This is a genomic window from Micromonospora sp. WMMD964 (genome assembly GCF_029581455.1).
Taxonomy (GTDB): domain Bacteria; phylum Actinomycetota; class Actinomycetes; order Mycobacteriales; family Micromonosporaceae; genus Micromonospora.
On sequence record NZ_CP120860.1, the window covers coordinates 1,646,685 to 1,663,029 of the forward strand.

The 16,345-nt window shown below is 71.2% G+C and carries 15 protein-coding genes; 9 read left to right on the forward strand and 6 right to left on the reverse strand.

The window, feature by feature from the left end; genetic code table 11:
- The first annotated feature begins 241 nt into the window (after positions 1-241).
- Complete coding sequence (locus tag O7616_RS07750; RefSeq protein ID WP_282306198.1) at positions 242-724, forward strand: DUF2243 domain-containing protein; 483 nt, start codon at positions 242-244, stop codon at positions 722-724.
- Positions 721-1,611 carry a cytochrome c oxidase assembly protein gene (locus O7616_RS07755; RefSeq protein WP_282306199.1) on the forward strand — a complete coding sequence of 297 codons (891 nt, stop codon included), beginning with the start codon at positions 721-723 and terminating at the stop codon, positions 1,609-1,611. Before O7616_RS07750 ends, O7616_RS07755 begins: the two co-directional genes overlap by 4 nt.
- 171 nt (positions 1,612-1,782) lie before the next feature.
- Here the strand turns inward: O7616_RS07755 and O7616_RS07760 are convergent, their stop codons facing one another.
- The 5 genes from O7616_RS07760 to O7616_RS07780 form a co-directional block, all read right to left on the reverse strand.
- Positions 1,783-2,889 carry a CaiB/BaiF CoA-transferase family protein gene (locus O7616_RS07760; protein ID WP_282307558.1) on the reverse strand — a complete coding sequence of 369 codons (1,107 nt, stop codon included), beginning with the start codon at positions 2,887-2,889 and terminating at the stop codon, positions 1,783-1,785.
- A 71-nt stretch (positions 2,890-2,960) separates the two neighbouring features.
- The gene (locus O7616_RS07765; protein ID WP_282306201.1) at positions 2,961-5,114 is read right to left on the reverse strand and encodes a 3-hydroxyacyl-CoA dehydrogenase NAD-binding domain-containing protein; all 2,154 of its coding nucleotides are present in this window, start codon (positions 5,112-5,114) and stop codon (positions 2,961-2,963) included.
- Positions 5,115-5,128: 14 nt separating this feature from the next.
- On the reverse strand, positions 5,129-6,343 hold the full coding sequence (locus O7616_RS07770) for an acetyl-CoA C-acetyltransferase (RefSeq protein WP_282306202.1): 1,215 nt from the start codon (positions 6,341-6,343) through the stop codon (positions 5,129-5,131).
- Positions 6,333-7,499 (reverse strand): acyl-CoA dehydrogenase family protein, encoded by a 1,167-nt coding sequence (locus O7616_RS07775; RefSeq protein WP_282306203.1) that lies wholly within the window; start codon positions 7,497-7,499, stop codon positions 6,333-6,335. The genes O7616_RS07770 and O7616_RS07775 overlap by 11 nt, the downstream gene beginning before the upstream one ends.
- A 232-nt stretch (positions 7,500-7,731) precedes the next feature.
- On the reverse strand, positions 7,732-7,947 hold the full coding sequence (locus tag O7616_RS07780) for a hypothetical protein (RefSeq protein ID WP_282306204.1): 216 nt from the start codon (positions 7,945-7,947) through the stop codon (positions 7,732-7,734).
- Between the two features lie 153 nt (positions 7,948-8,100).
- On the opposite strand from O7616_RS07780, the gene O7616_RS07785 reads away from it, so the two are divergent.
- Positions 8,101-8,358, forward strand: coding sequence for a hypothetical protein (locus O7616_RS07785; RefSeq protein WP_282306205.1), 258 nt, complete (start codon positions 8,101-8,103; stop codon positions 8,356-8,358).
- Positions 8,359-8,476: 118 nt separating this feature from the next.
- Positions 8,477-9,109: a TetR/AcrR family transcriptional regulator gene (locus O7616_RS07790; RefSeq protein WP_282306206.1), complete on the forward strand. Its 633-nt coding sequence runs from the start codon at positions 8,477-8,479 to the stop codon at positions 9,107-9,109.
- A gap of 22 nt (positions 9,110-9,131) precedes the next feature.
- On the opposite strand, the gene O7616_RS07795 is transcribed toward O7616_RS07790, so the two are convergent.
- Positions 9,132-9,929, reverse strand: coding sequence for a zf-HC2 domain-containing protein (locus O7616_RS07795; RefSeq protein WP_282306207.1), 798 nt, complete (start codon positions 9,927-9,929; stop codon positions 9,132-9,134).
- 72 nt (positions 9,930-10,001) lie between these two features.
- Here O7616_RS07795 and O7616_RS07800 point away from each other — a divergent pair, with 72 nt between their 5' ends.
- The 5 genes from O7616_RS07800 to O7616_RS07820 all read left to right on the forward strand — a co-directional run bounded on the left by O7616_RS07800 (position 10,002) and on the right by O7616_RS07820 (position 16,322).
- The gene (locus O7616_RS07800) at positions 10,002-11,042 is read left to right on the forward strand and encodes an SAM-dependent methyltransferase (protein ID WP_282306208.1); all 1,041 of its coding nucleotides are present in this window, start codon (positions 10,002-10,004) and stop codon (positions 11,040-11,042) included.
- A gap of 438 nt (positions 11,043-11,480) precedes the next feature.
- Positions 11,481-11,570, forward strand: a complete 90-nt coding sequence (kdpF, locus tag O7616_RS07805) for a K(+)-transporting ATPase subunit F (protein WP_036390805.1) — start codon at positions 11,481-11,483, stop codon at positions 11,568-11,570.
- Positions 11,570-13,225: a potassium-transporting ATPase subunit KdpA gene (gene kdpA / locus O7616_RS07810; protein ID WP_282306209.1), complete on the forward strand. Its 1,656-nt coding sequence runs from the start codon at positions 11,570-11,572 to the stop codon at positions 13,223-13,225. The genes kdpF and kdpA overlap by 1 nt, the downstream gene beginning before the upstream one ends.
- Positions 13,226-13,245: 20 nt before the next feature.
- Positions 13,246-15,441 (forward strand): potassium-transporting ATPase subunit KdpB, encoded by a 2,196-nt coding sequence (gene kdpB / locus O7616_RS07815; protein ID WP_282306210.1) that lies wholly within the window; start codon positions 13,246-13,248, stop codon positions 15,439-15,441.
- Complete coding sequence (locus O7616_RS07820) at positions 15,441-16,322, forward strand: potassium-transporting ATPase subunit C (protein ID WP_282306211.1); 882 nt, start codon at positions 15,441-15,443, stop codon at positions 16,320-16,322. Before kdpB ends, O7616_RS07820 begins: the two co-directional genes overlap by 1 nt.
- The last annotated feature ends 23 nt before the right edge of the window (positions 16,323-16,345 follow it).

Genomic DNA, 16,345 nt, shown 5'->3' on the forward strand with positions numbered 1-16,345 from the left:
CCGCGTCCGGTGCCGAGGCCGTGAAACGGGCATCTTCCCGGCCTACCCCGTCGATCTGCGTGATCAACACCGGATCCCCGAAGTGGCGGTATCCCGACCAGATGATCCGCCCTATATCGCCGATCTCGTGTTGACCTTGGCCTCGGCCAGCGGGTGCGGGTCCGGGCGCGTGGACGCATGCCGGCATGACTGGGGCAGTTCGGGGTATTTCCGCCTAACCGACGTGGATGCGAGGTGTGTGGTGGCCGATGTGCGCCTGCCCGGGGCGCGTGCCGTCGCTATGCGCTCCTCCATCCTGGCCGGTGTCGTGATCGGTGTCGCGATCATGGCTGCGGTGGATGAGATCGTCTTTCACCAGTTGCTCGCCTGGCACCACTTCTACGACCGGTCCACGCCGTCGGTGGCGTTGCTCTCCGACGGGCTGCTGCACGCAGCCGAGGTGGTCGCCCTGGTCGGCGGTTTCTTCTGGTTCGCCGACCTACGCCGACGGGGTGCCCTGTCGACCCGACTGACCTGGGGCGGCTTCCTGCTCGGCGCCGGAGGTTTCCAGGTCTTCGACGGGCTGATCGACCACAAGGTGCTCCGGGTGCACCAGATCCGTTACGGCGTACACCTGCTCCCGTACGACGTGGTGTGGAACGTCGCCGGCGCGGTGCTGCTGCTGGCCGGTGCGGCGGTGGTATGGCGGGCCCGGTCCCGGCGCGCTGGTGACGGCCGCCGATGACGGGACATGCCGTGCTCGCGCACGGTGGGCATGCGGTGCTCGCGCACGGTGGGCATGCGGCGGAGGGGTCGGGTTGGTTGCCGCTGCTTCCGGTCGGGTTGCTGGCGGGCGGCTACCTGTGGGCCGCCGTCCGCGACCCGCGTGGCTGGGACCACCGGCGTACCGCCGCGTGGCTGGTCGGCTGCGCCCTGCTGGCGGTCGCGGTGGGCCCGCTGGGCCAGCTCCCCGGCGACCCGCGCGGGCACATGGCGCAGCACCTGCTGCTCGGCATGCTTGCCCCGCTCGGACTGGTGCTCGGCGCCCCGGTGACGCTGCTGCTGCGGGTCTCCCCGCCGCGGGTGCGCCGAGCGGTGGGTCGGCTGCTGCGTGCCCGGCCACTGCACCTGCTCGCCCACCCGGTGACCGCCGCGCTGCTGAGCACCGGTGGGTTGGCGTTGGTGCTGCTCACCCCGCTGTACGCCACTGCCGAGCGGCAGCCGGTCCTGCACCACGCGCTGCACCTGCACTACCTGGCCGCCGGGTACCTGTTCGCCTGGTCGCTGGCCGGACCGGACCCGGCGCCCCGACGCCCCGGGCTCGCGGTACGGGTCGGTGCGCTGATCGGCGCGGCGGCCGGTCACTCCGTGCTGGCCAAACACCTGTACGCGTACGCCGAAACGCTCCCACCGGGCCTGACCGACCGCGACCCGGCGGCGTTCCAGTCGGCGGCCCAACTCATGTACTACGGCGGCGACCTGGCGGAGCTACTCCTGGCAGTGGCCCTCTTCGCCACCTGGTACACCCGCCCCCGCGCCTTCCGCCCCTCCCGCCCCTCCCGCCCCCGCCCGACTCGGTTGATCAAGACGTTTGCGTCACCGAAAGGCGAATCCGTGACGCAAACGTCTTGATCAACTCGCTGGGGTGGCCGTCAGGGCCAGCGCCAGGCGGTTGAGGAATGTGCGGATCCCGTTGACCTGTCCCTTCCAGGTGTCCGCAGTCATCCTCGTCGGCTCCTTCACGATCCGGCCCGGGTCACCTCCGCCGATGGTGCCGCAACTGCCGCCGGGTCGGTGACCCGGTCAGGTGCGTCGCGGCCAGTGGGTCAGGATCTCGTCGACCGGAAGGGCGTCCCGTTCCGGGTCCGGGGCGGGGACCGGACGCGCCGTCGGGGTGCGGTCGAAGCGGGGGGCCGGCGCCGGCTGGACCTCATCACCCACCTCGACGAAGGTGCCCCGGGCGGCGTTGTGCGGGTGCCGGTGCGCCTCGCCGGGGGCGAGCACCGGCGCGACGCACGCGTCCAGGTCGGCGAAGACAGCCGTCCACTCGTCGCGGGTGCGCTCGGCGAACCGTTCGGTGAACCGCCGCCGTAGCTCGTCCCAGCCACTCGGGTCGTACTGCGCGGGCAGGTCCGGGTCGTCGGCGAGGTCGAGGCCGGCGAGGAGTACGGCGTAGAAGGCCGGTTCCACCGCGCCGACGGCCATGAATCCACCGTCCGAGGTGGCGTACGTGTCGTAGAACGGCGCTCCGCCGTCGAAGATGTTGTGCCCGCGCGGCGCGGCCCACAGACCGCTGCCGAGCAGCCCGTGCAGGAACGAGGTGAGCAGCGCGGAGCCGTCCACCATCGCCGCGTCGACCACCTGGCCGGTGCCGGAGCGTTCCCGTTCCAGCAGTGCGGCGAGCACTCCGACGGCGAGCAGCATCCCGCCCCCGCCGAAGTCGCCGAGCAGGTTCATCGGCGCGTGCGGGCGCTCACCCGCGCGGCCCAGCGGCTCCAACGCCCCGGCGACGGCGATGTAGTCGATGTCGTGCCCGGCTCGGGCCGCCAGCGGGCCGTCCTGACCCCAGCCGGTCATCCGCGCGTACACCAGTCGGGGGTTGCGGGCCCGGCACACCTGCGGGCCGAAACCGAGCCGCTCGGCCACGCCCGGTCGGTACGCCTCGACCAGTACGTCCGCCCGGTCCACCAGACGCAGCAGGTCGGCCACCCCGTCCGGGGTCTTCAGGTCCAGCGCGGTGACCCGCCGACCGCGCTGCAACGGCCCGTCGGTCGGAGCGGCCAGTCGACCCGCTCCCGGCGCGCCCGGCCGGTCCACCCGCACCACGTCCGCGCCCAGGTCGGCGAGCACCATGCAGCCGAACGGCGCGGGGGCGAGACTCGCCAGCTCGACCACCCGTACCCCGGCCAGCGGCCCGCCGCGTCCTCCGGTGCCCGGGTCGCCGGCCGCCGCAGACCCGCCGGGGCTCGGCCAGGCGGCCGTCACGCGACACCGGCCGGTTCGGCCGTACCGGCGGCGAGTCGGTCGACCAGGTCGGCGGGCGGCCTGAACCGGTCGCCGTAGCGGTCGGCCAACTCGGTGGCGCGGGCCGCGAAGCCGGCCGGACCGCCCGCGTATTGCCGGACGTAGCGGATGACACCTCCGGTCCACGCGGGGAAGCCGATGCCGAAGATCGAGCCGATGTCGGCGTCGGTCTCGGTCCGCAGCACGCCCTCGTCGAGGCAGCGCAGCGCGTCCAGTGTCTCGGCGAAGAGCATCCGCTCCTGCAGGTCGGTGAACGGCACCGCCCGTCCGGCGTCGGTGGTCAGGTCGGCGAGACCCGGCCACAACCGGCCCCGGGTGCCGTCGTCGTACGCGTAGAAGCCGCGCCCGGCGGCGCGTCCCGGCCGGTCGTACGCGTCGACCAGCTCGTCGACGAGCCGGTGCGCGGGCAGCGGCAGAAACTCCTCGCCGGCGGCCTCGAACTGGCGACGGATGCGTTGGATCAGGGTGAGGCTCACCTCGTCGGCAAGCGCGAGCGGCCCGGTCGGATAGCCGGCCTGCAACGCGGCCTGCTCCACCGACGCGGCCGGTACGCCGTCGGCGACCATGCCGATCGCCTCGTCCATGAACTGGCCGATCACCCGGCTGGTGAAGAAGCCCCGGCCGTCGTTGACCACGATCGGGGTCTTGCCGATCCGCCGACCCAGGTCGAACGCGCGGGCCAGCGCCGCGTCGCCGGTCCGTTCGCCGACCACGATCTCCAGCAGTGGCATCCGGTCCACCGGCGAGAAGAAGTGCATGCCGATGAAGTCGGCCGGGCGGTCCACCCCCTCGGCCAGCCCGGTGATCGGCAGGGTGGACGTGTTGGAGGCGAGCAGCGCGTCGGGTGTCAGCACCGGTAGCACCTCGGCGAACACGGCCTTCTTCAGCGCCGGGTCCTCGAAGACCGCCTCGATGACCGCGTCGCAGCCGGTCAGCGCGTCCACCTGGTCGGTCGTCGTGATCCGGGCCAGCACCGCACGGGCGTCCGCCTCCGTGGCCCGACCCTTGCGGACCCGGCGGGCCAGCAACCGTTGCACGTGCTCCCGGGCCCGGTCGGCGGCCTCCGGCGACACGTCCTTGACCACCACGTCCAGACCGGCGCTGGCGCAGGCGTACGCGATGCCCGCGCCCATCATGCCCGCGCCGAGCACCGCCACCCGCCGCACCGGCGGAACGTCCACGGGCGGTCGGGCGGCACCGCCGTTGACGGCCTTCAGGTCGAAGAAGAACGCCCCGATCATGTTCTTGGCGACCTGCCCGGTGAGCAAGCCGATCAGGTGTCGGGTCTCCACGGTGAGGGCGGTCTCCAGGTCGACCTGTGCGCCTTCGACGGCGGCGGCGAGGATCGCCTCCGGCGCGGGCAGCCGGGCGCCCTTGAGCTGCTTGCGCAGGGTGGCCGGGAAGGCGGGCAGCTGGGCGGCGAGCGAGCGGCTGGCCGGGGTGCCGCCGGGCATCCGGTAGTCGGGTCGGTCCCACGGCTGCTTCGGCTGCGGGTTGTCCGCGATCCAGGCGCGGGCCCGGTCCAGCAGCTCCGCCTCGGTGGCGACGACCTCGTCGACGATCCCGACGGCCAGTGCGTCGGCCGGTCGCATCCGGCGGCCGGTGAGCAGCACCGTGGTCAGCGCACCGGCCAGGCCGAGCATCCGTACCGTCCGGGTGACCCCGCCGGCCCCGGGCAGCAGGCCCAGGGTCACCTCCGGCAGCCCGAGCCGACTGTCGGGCGCGTCCAGCGCGATCCGGTGGTGGCAGGCGAGGGCGATCTCCAGACCGCCGCCGAGCGCGGAGCCGTTGACCGCCGCCACCACCGGCCGACCCAGCGTCTCCAACCGGCGCAGGTCCCGCTTGATGGTGCCGAGCAGGTCGGCGAGCGCCGGCGCGTCGGCGCGGGTGGCCTTGATCATCTCCGGCAGGTCGCCGCCGGCGAAGAACGTCGGCTTCGCACTGGTCACGATGACCCCGGCGAGATCGGGTTCGGCCCCCAACCGGTCGAGGGCGGCGCTCATCGACGCGACGTACGCCCGGTTCATGGTGTTCGCGGACTGGCTCGGATCGTCCAGGGTGAGGGTGACGATGCCGTCGGCGCCGCGGTCGTACCGGATGGTGTTCGTCATTGTCGTCCTCCGGGTCAGCAGCGCTCGAGAACGGTGGCGACGCCCATGCCGCCGCCGATGCAGAGGGTCACCACGGCGCGGCGCAGGTCGCGGCGCTCCAACTCGTCCAACGCGGTGCCGAGCAGCATCGCTCCGGTCGCGCCGAGCGGGTGGCCGAGGGCGATCGCGCCGCCGTTGACGTTCACCCGGTCCGGGTCGAGGCCCAGGTCGCGGACGTACTTGAGCACCACCGCGGCGAACGCCTCGTTGATCTCGAACAGGTCGATGTCGTCGAGTGTCAACCCGGCGGCGGTGAGCGCCTTGTGGGTGGCCGGGATCGGACCGGTCAACATCAGCGTCGGGTCCGCCCCGGTGACCGCCGCGCCGACGATCCGGGCGCGTGGGGTGAGGCCGAGGTCGCGGCCGACCTGCTCCGAGCCGATCAGCACCAGCGCCGCACCGTCCACGATGCCGGACGAGTTGCCGGCGTGGTGGACGTGCTCGATCGCCTCCAGCCAGTGGAACTTCTGCAACGCCACCGCGTCGAAACCGGCCGCCTCGCCGATGGTGGCGAACGACGGGGTGAGCCGAGCGAGGGCCTCCCGGGTGGTCTCCGGGCGGGGGTGCTCGTCCACGGTGAGGATGTCCAGCCCGTTGCCGTCGCGGACCGGCACCACCGACGGGCTGAAGTACCCGCCGGCCAACGCCTTGGCGGCTCGTTCCTGGGACCGTACCGCGTAACCGTCCACGTCGTCGCGGGTGAAGCCCTCCAGGGTCGCGATCAGGTCGGCGCTGACGCCCTGCGGAACGAACGACGTGGCCAGCGCGGTCTGCGGGTCGGTCGCCCAGGCCGCGCCGTCGGAGCCCATCGGCACCCGGGACATCGACTCCACCCCACCGGCCAGCAGCAGGTGCTCCCAGCCCGAGCGGATCCGCGCGGCGGCGGAGTTGACCGCCTCCAACCCGGAGGCGCAGAACCGGTTGAGCTGCACCCCGCCCACCTCGTCCGGCAACCCCGCGAGCAGCGCGGCGGCCCGCGCCAGGTCGCCGCCCTGCTCGCCGACCGGGGTGACGATGCCGAGCAGAAGATCCTCCAACCGGCCCACGTCCAGGCCGGGATTCCGCTCGCGCAACGCGTCGATCAGGCCGACCACCAGCGAGATCGGTTTGACCCCGTGCAGCGCGCCGGTGTCCCGGCCGCGTCCGCGCGGGGTGCGGACCGCGTCATAGACGTACGCCTCAGAGGGCACGGGCGATCAGCTCCTTCATGATCTCGTTGGTGCCGCCGTAGATCTTCTGCACCCGGGCGTCGGCGTACATCCGGGCGATCGGATACTCGGTCGTGTAGCCGTAGCCACCGAAGATCTGCAGGCACCTGTCGATGACCTCGCACTGCCCGTCGGTGAGCCACGACTTCGCCATCGCCGCGGTGGCCACGTCCAGGTCGCCCCGGCTGTGCCGGACGATGCAGTCGTCCAGGAAGACCCGACTGACCCGGGTACGGGTGGCGCACTCCGCGAGCACCATCCGGGTGTTCTGGTGCCCCATCAGCGGCTTGCCGAAGGCGGTGCGCTCCTTCGCGTACGCGACGGTGAGCGCGACCGCCCGCTCCATCGCCGCGACCGCGCCGACACCGATGACCAGCCGTTCCTGCGGGAGCTGCTGCATGAGCTGGATGAAGCCCAACCCTTCGACGCCCCCGAGCAGGTTGGCGGCCGGCACCCGGAACCCGTCGAAGAACAACTCCGCGGTGTCGTTGGCGTGCAGCCCGATCTTGGACAGCAGTCGGCCCCGGCGGAACCCCTCCGGGTCACCGTCCACCTCGCAGACGAGCAGCGAGACACCGGCCGCCCGCTGCTCCGGGTCGGTCTTCACGGCCACGATGATCAGATCGGCCAGGCCGCCGTTGGTGATGAACGTCTTCGCGCCGGTGACCAGGTAGTCGTCACCGTCCCGGACCGCCCGGGTGCGCATCGCCTGAAGATCGGAGCCGCCGTCCGGCTCGGTCATCGCGATGGCGCCGACCAGCTCACCGCTGCACAGACCGGGCAGCCAGCGCCGCTTCTGCTCCTCGCTGCCGTACGCCGCCAGGTAGCCGGTCACGATGCCACTGTGGACGGCCAATCCGAGGCTGCTCTCCCCGGTGTACGCCTGCTCGTGCAGCATCACGGCCTCGTGGGTGAACCCGCCGCCTCCGCCGCCGTACTCCTCCGGAACGGACAGGCCGAGCAACCCCAGCTCACCGGCGCGCCGGTAGTGCTCGCGGTCCGGATGGCCCTGGGCCAGCAGGCGCTCGGCGTGCGGCAGCACCTCCTTGGTGAAGAAGGCGCGGGCCAGGTCGGCGAGGTCGTCGTGCTCCGGCTGCCGCCAGGGCGAGGCTGGACCGTCGAGTGGGGGCGTCGGCATGTGCACCACCCTCGCGCCCTGTTGGCAGCATGTCAATAAGCGGCGAGGTGGCCGCCCGCCGTGATCGAAGCGATGCGACAGGCGGGCCGGGCCGGCTAGCGCCTACCCGCCAATCCTCAGGATCACCAATCAAGATCACCGCTCAAGATCAAGTGATGAAAAATAGGTCAGGAGCGGTTGCCAGAGCTGTTTTTCATCACTTGATCAAGGGGTGGGCACGGTTGGCCGCCTACTACTCTGCTTCGTCGCCATCCGTGGGGCGGGGCGGGCGGTGCTCGGCGATCCACGCCTCCACATCGGCGCGCAGCCACACAGTGGTGCCGTGCAGTCGCTGGAACGGCGCGGGAAACGTGGGGTAACGGATGAGCTGACGCATGCGGGTGCGGCTAACGCCGAGCAGGTCTTGCACCTCGTGCGGACCGACCAGTGGACCCGGGACTACACCCATCACTCGACGGTAGGGCGATCAGGAATGCCTAATTGCGTCTACCTACTTGCGCAGTCCTTTCGAATGGGTGAGGGTGAACACGAGGATGCAACCAGGGGGCGAGCTACCTGGGCAGCGTGGGCGCAGCCCGTGTGAGCGATGGGAGGGGTGCTGATGGATCAGGCGACGGAGTTGGCGTGGTTGCGGGAGCGGGTCGGGGGACTGGAGACAGCGCTGCACTGTGCGCGGAGGGAGTTGTTCGATCTCCGTTGTCGACTGACGTTGATCGGTCGGGTGGTCCAGGACGTCGACCGGGTGCAGCGGGCGCCGGGGGTCGCCGTCGGTGCGATCAACACGGCGCTCTACTCCGAGGCGTGCAATCTGCGCCACCTGGGACGGCACGTGGTTCGGCGTCGCCGGGGCCTGCGGTGATCAAGTGATGAAAAGTAGGTCAGGAATGGCTCTGACACCTACTTTTCATCACTTGATCAAGGTGGAGCGGTGGTTGACGCGAGGCCGGGCGGGGTGAGCTGCCGCTAGGGTCGGGCAGATGAGTGTCGAGACGGCTCCCCGCCGCCGCCGATTGGAGCCGGACGCCCGGCGCGGCCAGATCCTGGCCTGTGCGGTCCGGTTGTTCGGTGAGCGCCCGTACGCGGACGTGTCGACGACCGACGTCGCCCGCGAGGCGGGTGTCGCCCGGGGCCTGGTCAACCACTACTTCGGCACGAAGAAGGACCTCTACCTGGAGGTCGTCCGGGTCATGGTGACCATTCCGGAGGTGGCAGTGGAGCGGCTGCCCAAAGGGGACCTTCGGACCCGGGTCGACGCCAGCGTCACCTGGTTCCTCGACGTGGTGTCCCGGCACAGCACGTCCTGGCTGGCGGCGGTCACCGCGCGGGGCATGGGCGGGGACGCCGACGTGGAGCGGGTGCTGGCCGAGGCCGAGGAGGTCGCCGCGGACCGCATGCTCGTCGCCGTGGGGCTGGCCGGCGAGGCGCAGCACCGCGAGGAGTTGCGCGGGATGGTCCGGGCGTACGGCGGGCTGGCCACCTCGACCGCGCGGGAGTGGCTGCAGCGGGGCGCGTTGACCCGCGCCCAGGTGCACCTGCTGCTCACCACCACCCTGCTGACCATCGTCGAGCAGGTCATCCCGCAGGTCATCGCCGAGGGCGGACCGGCTTGAACGCAGGACTGAGCGAGACCACTCAGGCCGCGCGCCGCTCGTCGGCCGGCCCGATCTGTGCCGCCGGGGCGGCGAAGCGGTCGGCGGCCTGCGCCGGGTACGACTCGGGGTGGACCACCCGGAGCGGACGCTCCACCTCGTCGCTGCCGAACCGCCAGCGCGACGGCGTCCGCTGCCGCTGCGGCGCGGGCCCACCGGGGCGTAGGCCGGGCCGGGACAGCAGCACGGTGATCAGGTAGCCGACCACCAGGAAGCCGTGGCTGACCAATCGCTCCCCACCCACCGAACCGGTGGCCAGGTCGTTGACCGAGAGCAGCAGCAACGTGCCGACGAATGCGCTGAGCATCGGCAGGAGCCCGGCCGGCGGGGTGCGGCGTACCGCGACGAAGAGGAAGCCGGCGCCGACCGCCACGTTCCAGGCGGCCGACTCGTGCCACAGGTGCTGCCCGGTGGGGTGCAGGTGGTCGGTCGCCGCGCCCCGGCCCACCTGGGCCAGGCCGAGCACGAGCTGCACCGCGCCGAGCAGACCGAGCGCCGCGCGCAGCCCGACGACCAGCGGGCCACGCCCGGCCAGGCGTCGCCACCAGGACCGCCGCGGCGGCGGGGCGGCTGCGGTCGCGGCCAGGATCGCCGCGGTCCGGTCGGGCACGTCGGTGACCAATCGGGTACGAATCCGACGGGTCACCGCAGCCGCGGCCGTGAACCAGGCCCGGCAATCGGCACACCCGTCGAGGTGCCCCTGCGCCGCTGCCCGTTCGGCGGCGGTCTCCTCCCCGTCCAACTGCGCGGACAGGACCTCCCGCCACTGCTCACACCCCATGTATCGGTAGTCGCTCCCGGGGCTGCTCCGGTTCCCGGCGACCGTCACCCGTTGTGGAATACTCGCCGGACCATGACGCGCTACGGCCTGCTGATCCTGCCCGCGACCAACCGGGTGTACGCCCGTTCCGCCGTCGACCTCACCCGAGCCGAGCTGGAGATCTTCGGCCGCTCGGCGCTCGACGGTCGGATCGGCGAGTCGGCCACCGAGGTCGTCGGTGGGGCGTCCTACGTCACGTTCACCGGCGACGAGCTGACCGAGCGTGATCTTGCCGTCCTGGGCAATCTCTCCGCCGGGTACGCGCTGTTCGAGATCGTCGGCGACCTGCTGCGACCGATCGAGTGGAGCCGACTGGACCGCTACGACGACGACCTGCTCACCATCCAGAAGTACCCGGGCAAGACCAACGAGCAGTTCACCAAGCTGCTGCTCAACGTCACCCTGCTCGCCTCGGACTGGGCCACCGAGATGACCAGCCGACGGTTCCGGGTGCTCGACCCGCTCTGCGGTCGGGGCACCACGCTCAACCAGGCGCTGATGTACGGCTTCGACGCCGCCGGGATCGAGCGTGACCAGAAGGACGTCGAGGCGTACCGGGCGTTCGTCACCACCTGGCTGAAGCAGAAGCGGATCAAGCACCGGGTGCTGGAGTCCGGTCCGGTGCGGCGGGAGCGCAAGGTCGTCGGCCGACGGGTGCGGATCGAACTGGCACCGACCCGCGAGGAACACAAGGCCGGGCGGACCCAACTGCTCGACGTGGTGAACGCGGACACCGCCCGGTCGGCGGAGTTCTTCCGCCCGGAGACCGTCGACCTGGTCGTCGCCGACGCGCCGTACGGCGTACAGCACGGCAGTCGTACCGCCGATCAGGGTCTCTCGCGCGATCCGCTGGCGCTGCTCGCGGACGCCGCGCCGGTCTGGGCGCGGTTGCTGCGCCCCGGCGGTGCGCTCGGTATCTCCTGGAACACCCACGTCGCCAGCCGCGACGACGCGGCGGCGGCGCTGGCCGACGCGGGCCTGACCGTGGTCGACGACGAGCCCTACCGCGCGCTGCGGCACCGGGTGGACCAGTCGATCATGCGCGACGTGCTGGTGGCCCGCCGCCCGGCCTGACCCGGCCCCGCCCCGCACCTCTGCTCCCGCCACCCCATGCGCACCCCACCCGGGTCGCGCATGCCTCTCGCGTGCCCTTTGCTCTGCACCCGCGGAGGCACCAGCTACAGACCGTGAGCGTCGTCTCCGCGGGTGCAGAGCAAAGGGCGGACAACCAGTCCTGCCCGCGCGGACCGCGCGGGGGTTCTGTGCCGCATTTCACCTGTTCAGGGTGCGGGTGTGAAAACCACGTCAAGAAAAGGTTCGCCGCCGTCATGGTCGCGTTATGGCCCCTGCCGCCTGGCGCGCACGTGGGCTTTGCTTGCCCGGCGCGACCGGAAGGCGGTCGCGACGAACCTTTCCGCTATGAGGAGTCAGCGTGTCTGACGTGGTGTTCGTGGTCCTGACGGTGGCGCTGTTCGCAGTGCTCGCCCTGGTGGTCCGGGCGGTGGAGAAGCTGTGAACGCGGTCAACGCCGTCGGTCTGGTGCTCGCGATCGTGCTGGGCGCGTTCCTGGTGTTCGCCCTGCTGTTCCCGGAGCGCTTCTGATGACCATGACAACAGCGGGCGTCATCTTCGTGCTGACGCTGGTGGCGGCCCTCGTCGCCGTCTACAAGCCGTTCGGCGACTACATGTTCCGGGCGGTCTCCGGCACCAGGCAGTCGCGGGTCGAGCGGGGCGTCTACCGACTCGTCGGGGTCAACCCGGCCGCCGAGCAGACCTGGGGTGTGTACGCCCGCAGCGTGCTGGCGTTCTCCGCGGTCTCGATCCTGTTCCTGTACCTGTTCCAGCGGGTGCAGAACCACCTGTGGCTGTCGCTGGGCCTCGACCCGGTGATGACCCACGGTGCATGGAACACCGCCGTCTCGTTCGTGACCAACACCAACTGGCAGTGGTACTCGGGTGAGTCGACGATGGGCCACCTGGTGCAGATGGCCGGTCTGGCCGTGCAGAACTTCGTGTCGGCGGCGGTCGGCATCGCGGTGGCGGTCGCGCTGGTGCGCGGCTTCGCCCGCAGCCGCACCGGGCAGCTCGGCAACTTCTGGGTCGACCTGACCCGGATCGTGCTGCGGATCCTGCTGCCGATCGCGGTGCTCGGCGCCATCGTGCTGATGATCGGCGGGGCGGTGCAGAACCTCTCCGGCGGCACCGACGTGACCACGCTGACCGGCGGCACCCAGACCATCACCGGTGGGCCGGTCGCCAGCCAGGAAGTGATCAAGGAGCTGGGCACCAACGGTGGCGGCTTCTACAACGTCAACAGCGCGCACCCGTTCGAGAACCCCACCACCTGGACGAACTGGCTGGAGATCTTCCTGCTCCTGCTGATCCCGTTCAGCCTGCCCCGGGTCTTCGGCCGGATGGTCGGGCAGAACCGGCAGGGCTACGCCATCGCCGCGGTGATGGGCATCCTCGCGTTCCTCAGCGTCGCCATCACCAACGTCTTCGAGTTGGCCGGCCACGGCACGGTGCCGCAGGCGGTCGGTGCGGCGATGGAGGGCAAGGAGGTGCGGTTCGACGTGTCGAACTCGGCCACCTTCGCCGCCGCCACCACCCTCACCTCGACCGGTGCGGTGAACTCCTTCCACGACTCGTTCACCTCGCTCGGCGGCATGATGACGATGGTCAACATGATGCTCGGCGAGGTCGCGCCGGGCGGCACCGGTTCGGGGCTGTACGGCCTGCTCGTCCTCGCGGTGATCACGGTCTTCGTGGCCGGTCTGATGGTGGGGCGCACGCCCGAGTACCTGGGTAAGAAGATCGGCTCGCGGGAGATCAAGTTCGCCTCGCTGTACTTCCTGATCACGCCGATCCTGGTGCTCGTCGGTACGGCTGCCGCGTTCGCCACCGGAAACAACTCGACGGCGCTCAACGTCGGCCCGCACGGCCTCTCCGAGGTGCTGTACGCGTTCACCTCGGCCAGCAACAACAACGGCTCGGCCTTCGCCGGCATCACCGTCAACACGGCGTGGTGGAACACCGCGCTCGGGTTGTGCATGCTGCTGGGTCGGTTCCTGCCGATCATCTTCGTGCTCGCGTTGGCCGGATCGCTGGCCCGCCAGGCACCCACCCCCGCGTCCGAGGGCACCCTGCCGACCCACCGACCGCTGTTCATCGGCATGGTCGTCGGCGTCACCGTGGTCCTCGTCGCGTTGACCTTCCTGCCCGCGCTCGCGCTCGGCCCGCTGGCAGAGGGGCTCTGACCATCATGAGGAACGAGGACATGTCCGTCACGTCCGCCCCGACAGAGCAGCTCCCCGGCTCCCCGGCCACCCAGGGCGACCGGATCGGCGGGGGCCTGCTCGACCCCAAGCAGCTCGTCCGGTCCCTGCCGGACGCGGTGCGCAAGCTCAACCCGACCACGCTCTGGCGCAACCCGGTGATGCTGATCGTGGAGGTCGGCGCCGCGTTCACCACCGTCCTGGCGGTGACCGACCCGTCGGTGTTCGCCTGGGCCATCACCATCTGGCTCTGGTTGACGGTGATCTTCGCCAACCTGGCCGAGGCGGTCGCCGAGGGCCGGGGCAAGGCCCAGGCCGCGACACTGCGCCAGGCGAAGAAGGACACCATCGCCACCCGCCTGATCGACTGGAAGCCCGGCGCCCGCGCCAACACCTACCGCGACGAGGCGGTGCCCGCGCCCGAGCTGCGGCAGGGCGACATCGTCCTGGTCGAGGCGGGCGGCATCATCCCCGGCGACGGTGACATCGTCGAGGGCATCGCCAGCGTCGACGAGTCGGCCATCACCGGCGAGTCGGCCCCGGTCATCCGGGAGTCCGGCGGCGACCGCAGCGCGGTCACCGGCGGCACCAAGGTGCTCTCCGACCAGATCATCGTGAAGATCACCCAGAAGCCGGGGGAGAGCTTCATCGACCGGATGATCGCCCTGGTCGAGGGCGCCAACCGGCAGAAGACGCCGAACGAGATCGCGCTGAACATCCTGCTCGCCGCGCTCACGGTCATCTTCCTGCTGGCCGTGGTCACCCTCCAGCCGCTCGCCATCTTCTCCAAGGCGTACCAGGCTGCCGCTCCGGACAGCGGGGCGATCACCGGCTCCGGCGTGACCGGCGTCGTGTTGGTCTCGCTGCTGGTCTGCCTGATCCCCACCACCATCGGCGCGCTGCTGTCAGCCATCGGCATCGCCGGTATGGACCGCCTCGTCCAGCGCAACGTGCTGGCCATGAGCGGCCGGGCCGTCGAGGCGGCCGGTGACGTCAACACCCTGCTGCTGGACAAGACCGGCACCATCACGCTGGGCAACCGGCAGGCCGCCGAGTTCGTCCCGGTCGAGGGGGTCGACGCCGCGACGGTGGCCGACGCCGCCCAGCTGTCCAGCCTGGCCGACGAGACCCCGGAGGGGCGCTCGGTGGTGGTGCTGGCGAAGAACGAGTTCGGGCTGCGTGAGCGCGAGCCCGGCGTCATGCCGCACGCCACGTTCGTACCCTTCACCGCGCAGACCCGGATGAGCGGCGTCGACCTCACCCCGGACGGCAGCGTGGACGGCGGCGCGGTGGGCACGGCCCGCCGGGTCCGCAAGGGCGCCGCCGCCGCGGTGATGAAGTGGGTACGCGAGAACGGCGGTCACCCGACCGAGCAGGTCGGCGAGATCGTGGACGCGATCAGCGGCACCGGCGGCACCCCGCTGGTCGTCGCCGAGCACGTCGACGGTCAACCCGCCCGCGCCCTGGGCGTCATCCACCTCAAGGACGTGGTCAAGTCCGGCATGCGGGAGCGGTTCGACGAGATGCGTCGGATGGGCATCCGCACCGTGATGATCACCGGTGACAACCCGCGTACCGCGAAGGCGATCGCCGACGAGGCCGGGGTGGACGACTTCCTGGCCGAGGCGACGCCGGAGGACAAGCTCGCGCTGATCAAGCGGGAGCAGGAGGGCGGCCGGCTGGTCGCGATGACCGGTGACGGCACCAACGACGCGCCGGCGCTCGCGCAGGCCGACGTCGGGGTGGCGATGAACACCGGTACGTCGGCCGCCAAGGAGGCCGGCAACATGGTCGACCTCGACTCCGACCCGACCAAGCTGATCGAGATCGTGGAGATCGGCAAGCAGTTGCTGATCACCCGTGGAGCGCTGACGACGTTCAGCATCTCCAACGACATCGCGAAGTACTTCGCGATCATCCCGGCCATGTTCGCCGGCCTCTACCCGAGCCTGGACGCGCTGAACATCATGCGGCTGTCCAGCCCGGAGTCGGCGATCCTGTCCGCCGTCATCTTCAACGCCCTGGTGATCATCGCGCTGATCCCGCTCGCCCTGCGCGGCGTGCGGTACCGGCCGGCCGCCGCGTCGAAGCTGCTCAGCCGCAACCTGCTGGTGTACGGCCTGGGCGGCATCATCGTGCCGTTCATCGGGATCAAGCTCATCGACCTGCTCATCCAGTTCGTCCCGGGGATTTCGTGATGCGCCTACCCACCTGGATCGCTCAACACCTCGCCGCCCTGCGCGCCGTACTCGTCTTCACGGTGCTGCTCGGCCTGGTCTACCCGCTGGCCCTGGTCGCGGTCGGTCAACTGCCCGGCCTGAACCACAAGGCCGACGGTTCGCTGATCACCGTGAACGGCACCACCGTCGGCAGCTCGCTGATCGGCCAGTCGTTCACCGACGCGGACGGCAACCCGGTCGCCCGCTACTTCCAGTCCCGCCCCTCCGCCGCCGGTGACGGCTACGACCCGACCTCCACCTCGGCCAGCAACCTGGGCCCGGAGAGCGTCGTGGACACCATCGCCACCGATCCGGAGGAGTCCAGCGAGAGTCTGCTGACCCAGGTGTGCGGGCGCAGCAAGGCCGTCGGTGAACTCAACGGCGTCGACGGGCGACGCCCCTTCTGCACCGACGACGGGGTGGGCGCCGTGCTCGCCGTGTTCCGCGCCGACGGTCTGACCGGCCCGGTCACCCGGGTGGTCAGCGTCAACCAGACCGCCCCGGCGACGCCGTTCGTCTCCTCGTACCAGGGGGTCACCGTCGAGTTGGCCCAGCCCGGCGAGGACTACGTGGCGGCCGGTGGGGTGGTCACCCCGATCCGGGGCGACGCGCCCGCCGACCCGGCGGTGCCCGCCGACGCGGTCACCGCCAGCGCCAGCGGCCTCGACCCGCAGATCAGCCCGGCGTACGCCGAGTTGCAGGTGAACCGGGTCGCGCGGGAGCGCGGCGCGGACCCGGCGGCGGTCCGCAAGCTGGTCGAGGAGCACACCGACGGCCGTGGGCTCGGGTTCATGGGTCAGCCCGGCGTCAACGTGCTGGAACTCAACCTCGCCCTCGACAGGCAGTTCGCCGCGCGCTGAGCACACCCGCAGGTGGGGCCGTG

Bases quoted from the DNA above. Each gene is read 5' to 3' on its own strand.
- O7616_RS07790 (WP_282306206.1), top strand. From the start codon at position 8,477: ATGAGTGTCGAGACGGCTCCCCGCCGCCGCCGATTGGAGCCGGACGCC.
- O7616_RS07785 (WP_282306205.1), top strand. From the start codon at position 8,101: ATGGATCAGGCGACGGAGTTGGCGTGGTTGCGGGAGCGGGTCGGGGGA.
- O7616_RS07755 (WP_282306199.1), top strand. From the start codon at position 721: ATGACGGGACATGCCGTGCTCGCGCACGGTGGGCATGCGGTGCTCGCG.
- O7616_RS07820 (WP_282306211.1), top strand. From the start codon at position 15,441: ATGCGCCTACCCACCTGGATCGCTCAACACCTCGCCGCCCTGCGCGCC.
- O7616_RS07795 (WP_282306207.1), bottom strand. From the start codon at position 9,929: ATGGGGTGTGAGCAGTGGCGGGAGGTCCTGTCCGCGCAGTTGGACGGG.
- O7616_RS07800 (WP_282306208.1), top strand. From the start codon at position 10,002: ATGACGCGCTACGGCCTGCTGATCCTGCCCGCGACCAACCGGGTGTAC.
- kdpA (WP_282306209.1), top strand. From the start codon at position 11,570: ATGACCATGACAACAGCGGGCGTCATCTTCGTGCTGACGCTGGTGGCG.
- O7616_RS07765 (WP_282306201.1), bottom strand. From the start codon at position 5,114: ATGACGAACACCATCCGGTACGACCGCGGCGCCGACGGCATCGTCACC.
- O7616_RS07780 (WP_282306204.1), bottom strand. From the start codon at position 7,947: ATGGGTGTAGTCCCGGGTCCACTGGTCGGTCCGCACGAGGTGCAAGAC.
- kdpB (WP_282306210.1), top strand. From the start codon at position 13,246: ATGTCCGTCACGTCCGCCCCGACAGAGCAGCTCCCCGGCTCCCCGGCC.
- O7616_RS07775 (WP_282306203.1), bottom strand. From the start codon at position 7,499: ATGCCGACGCCCCCACTCGACGGTCCAGCCTCGCCCTGGCGGCAGCCG.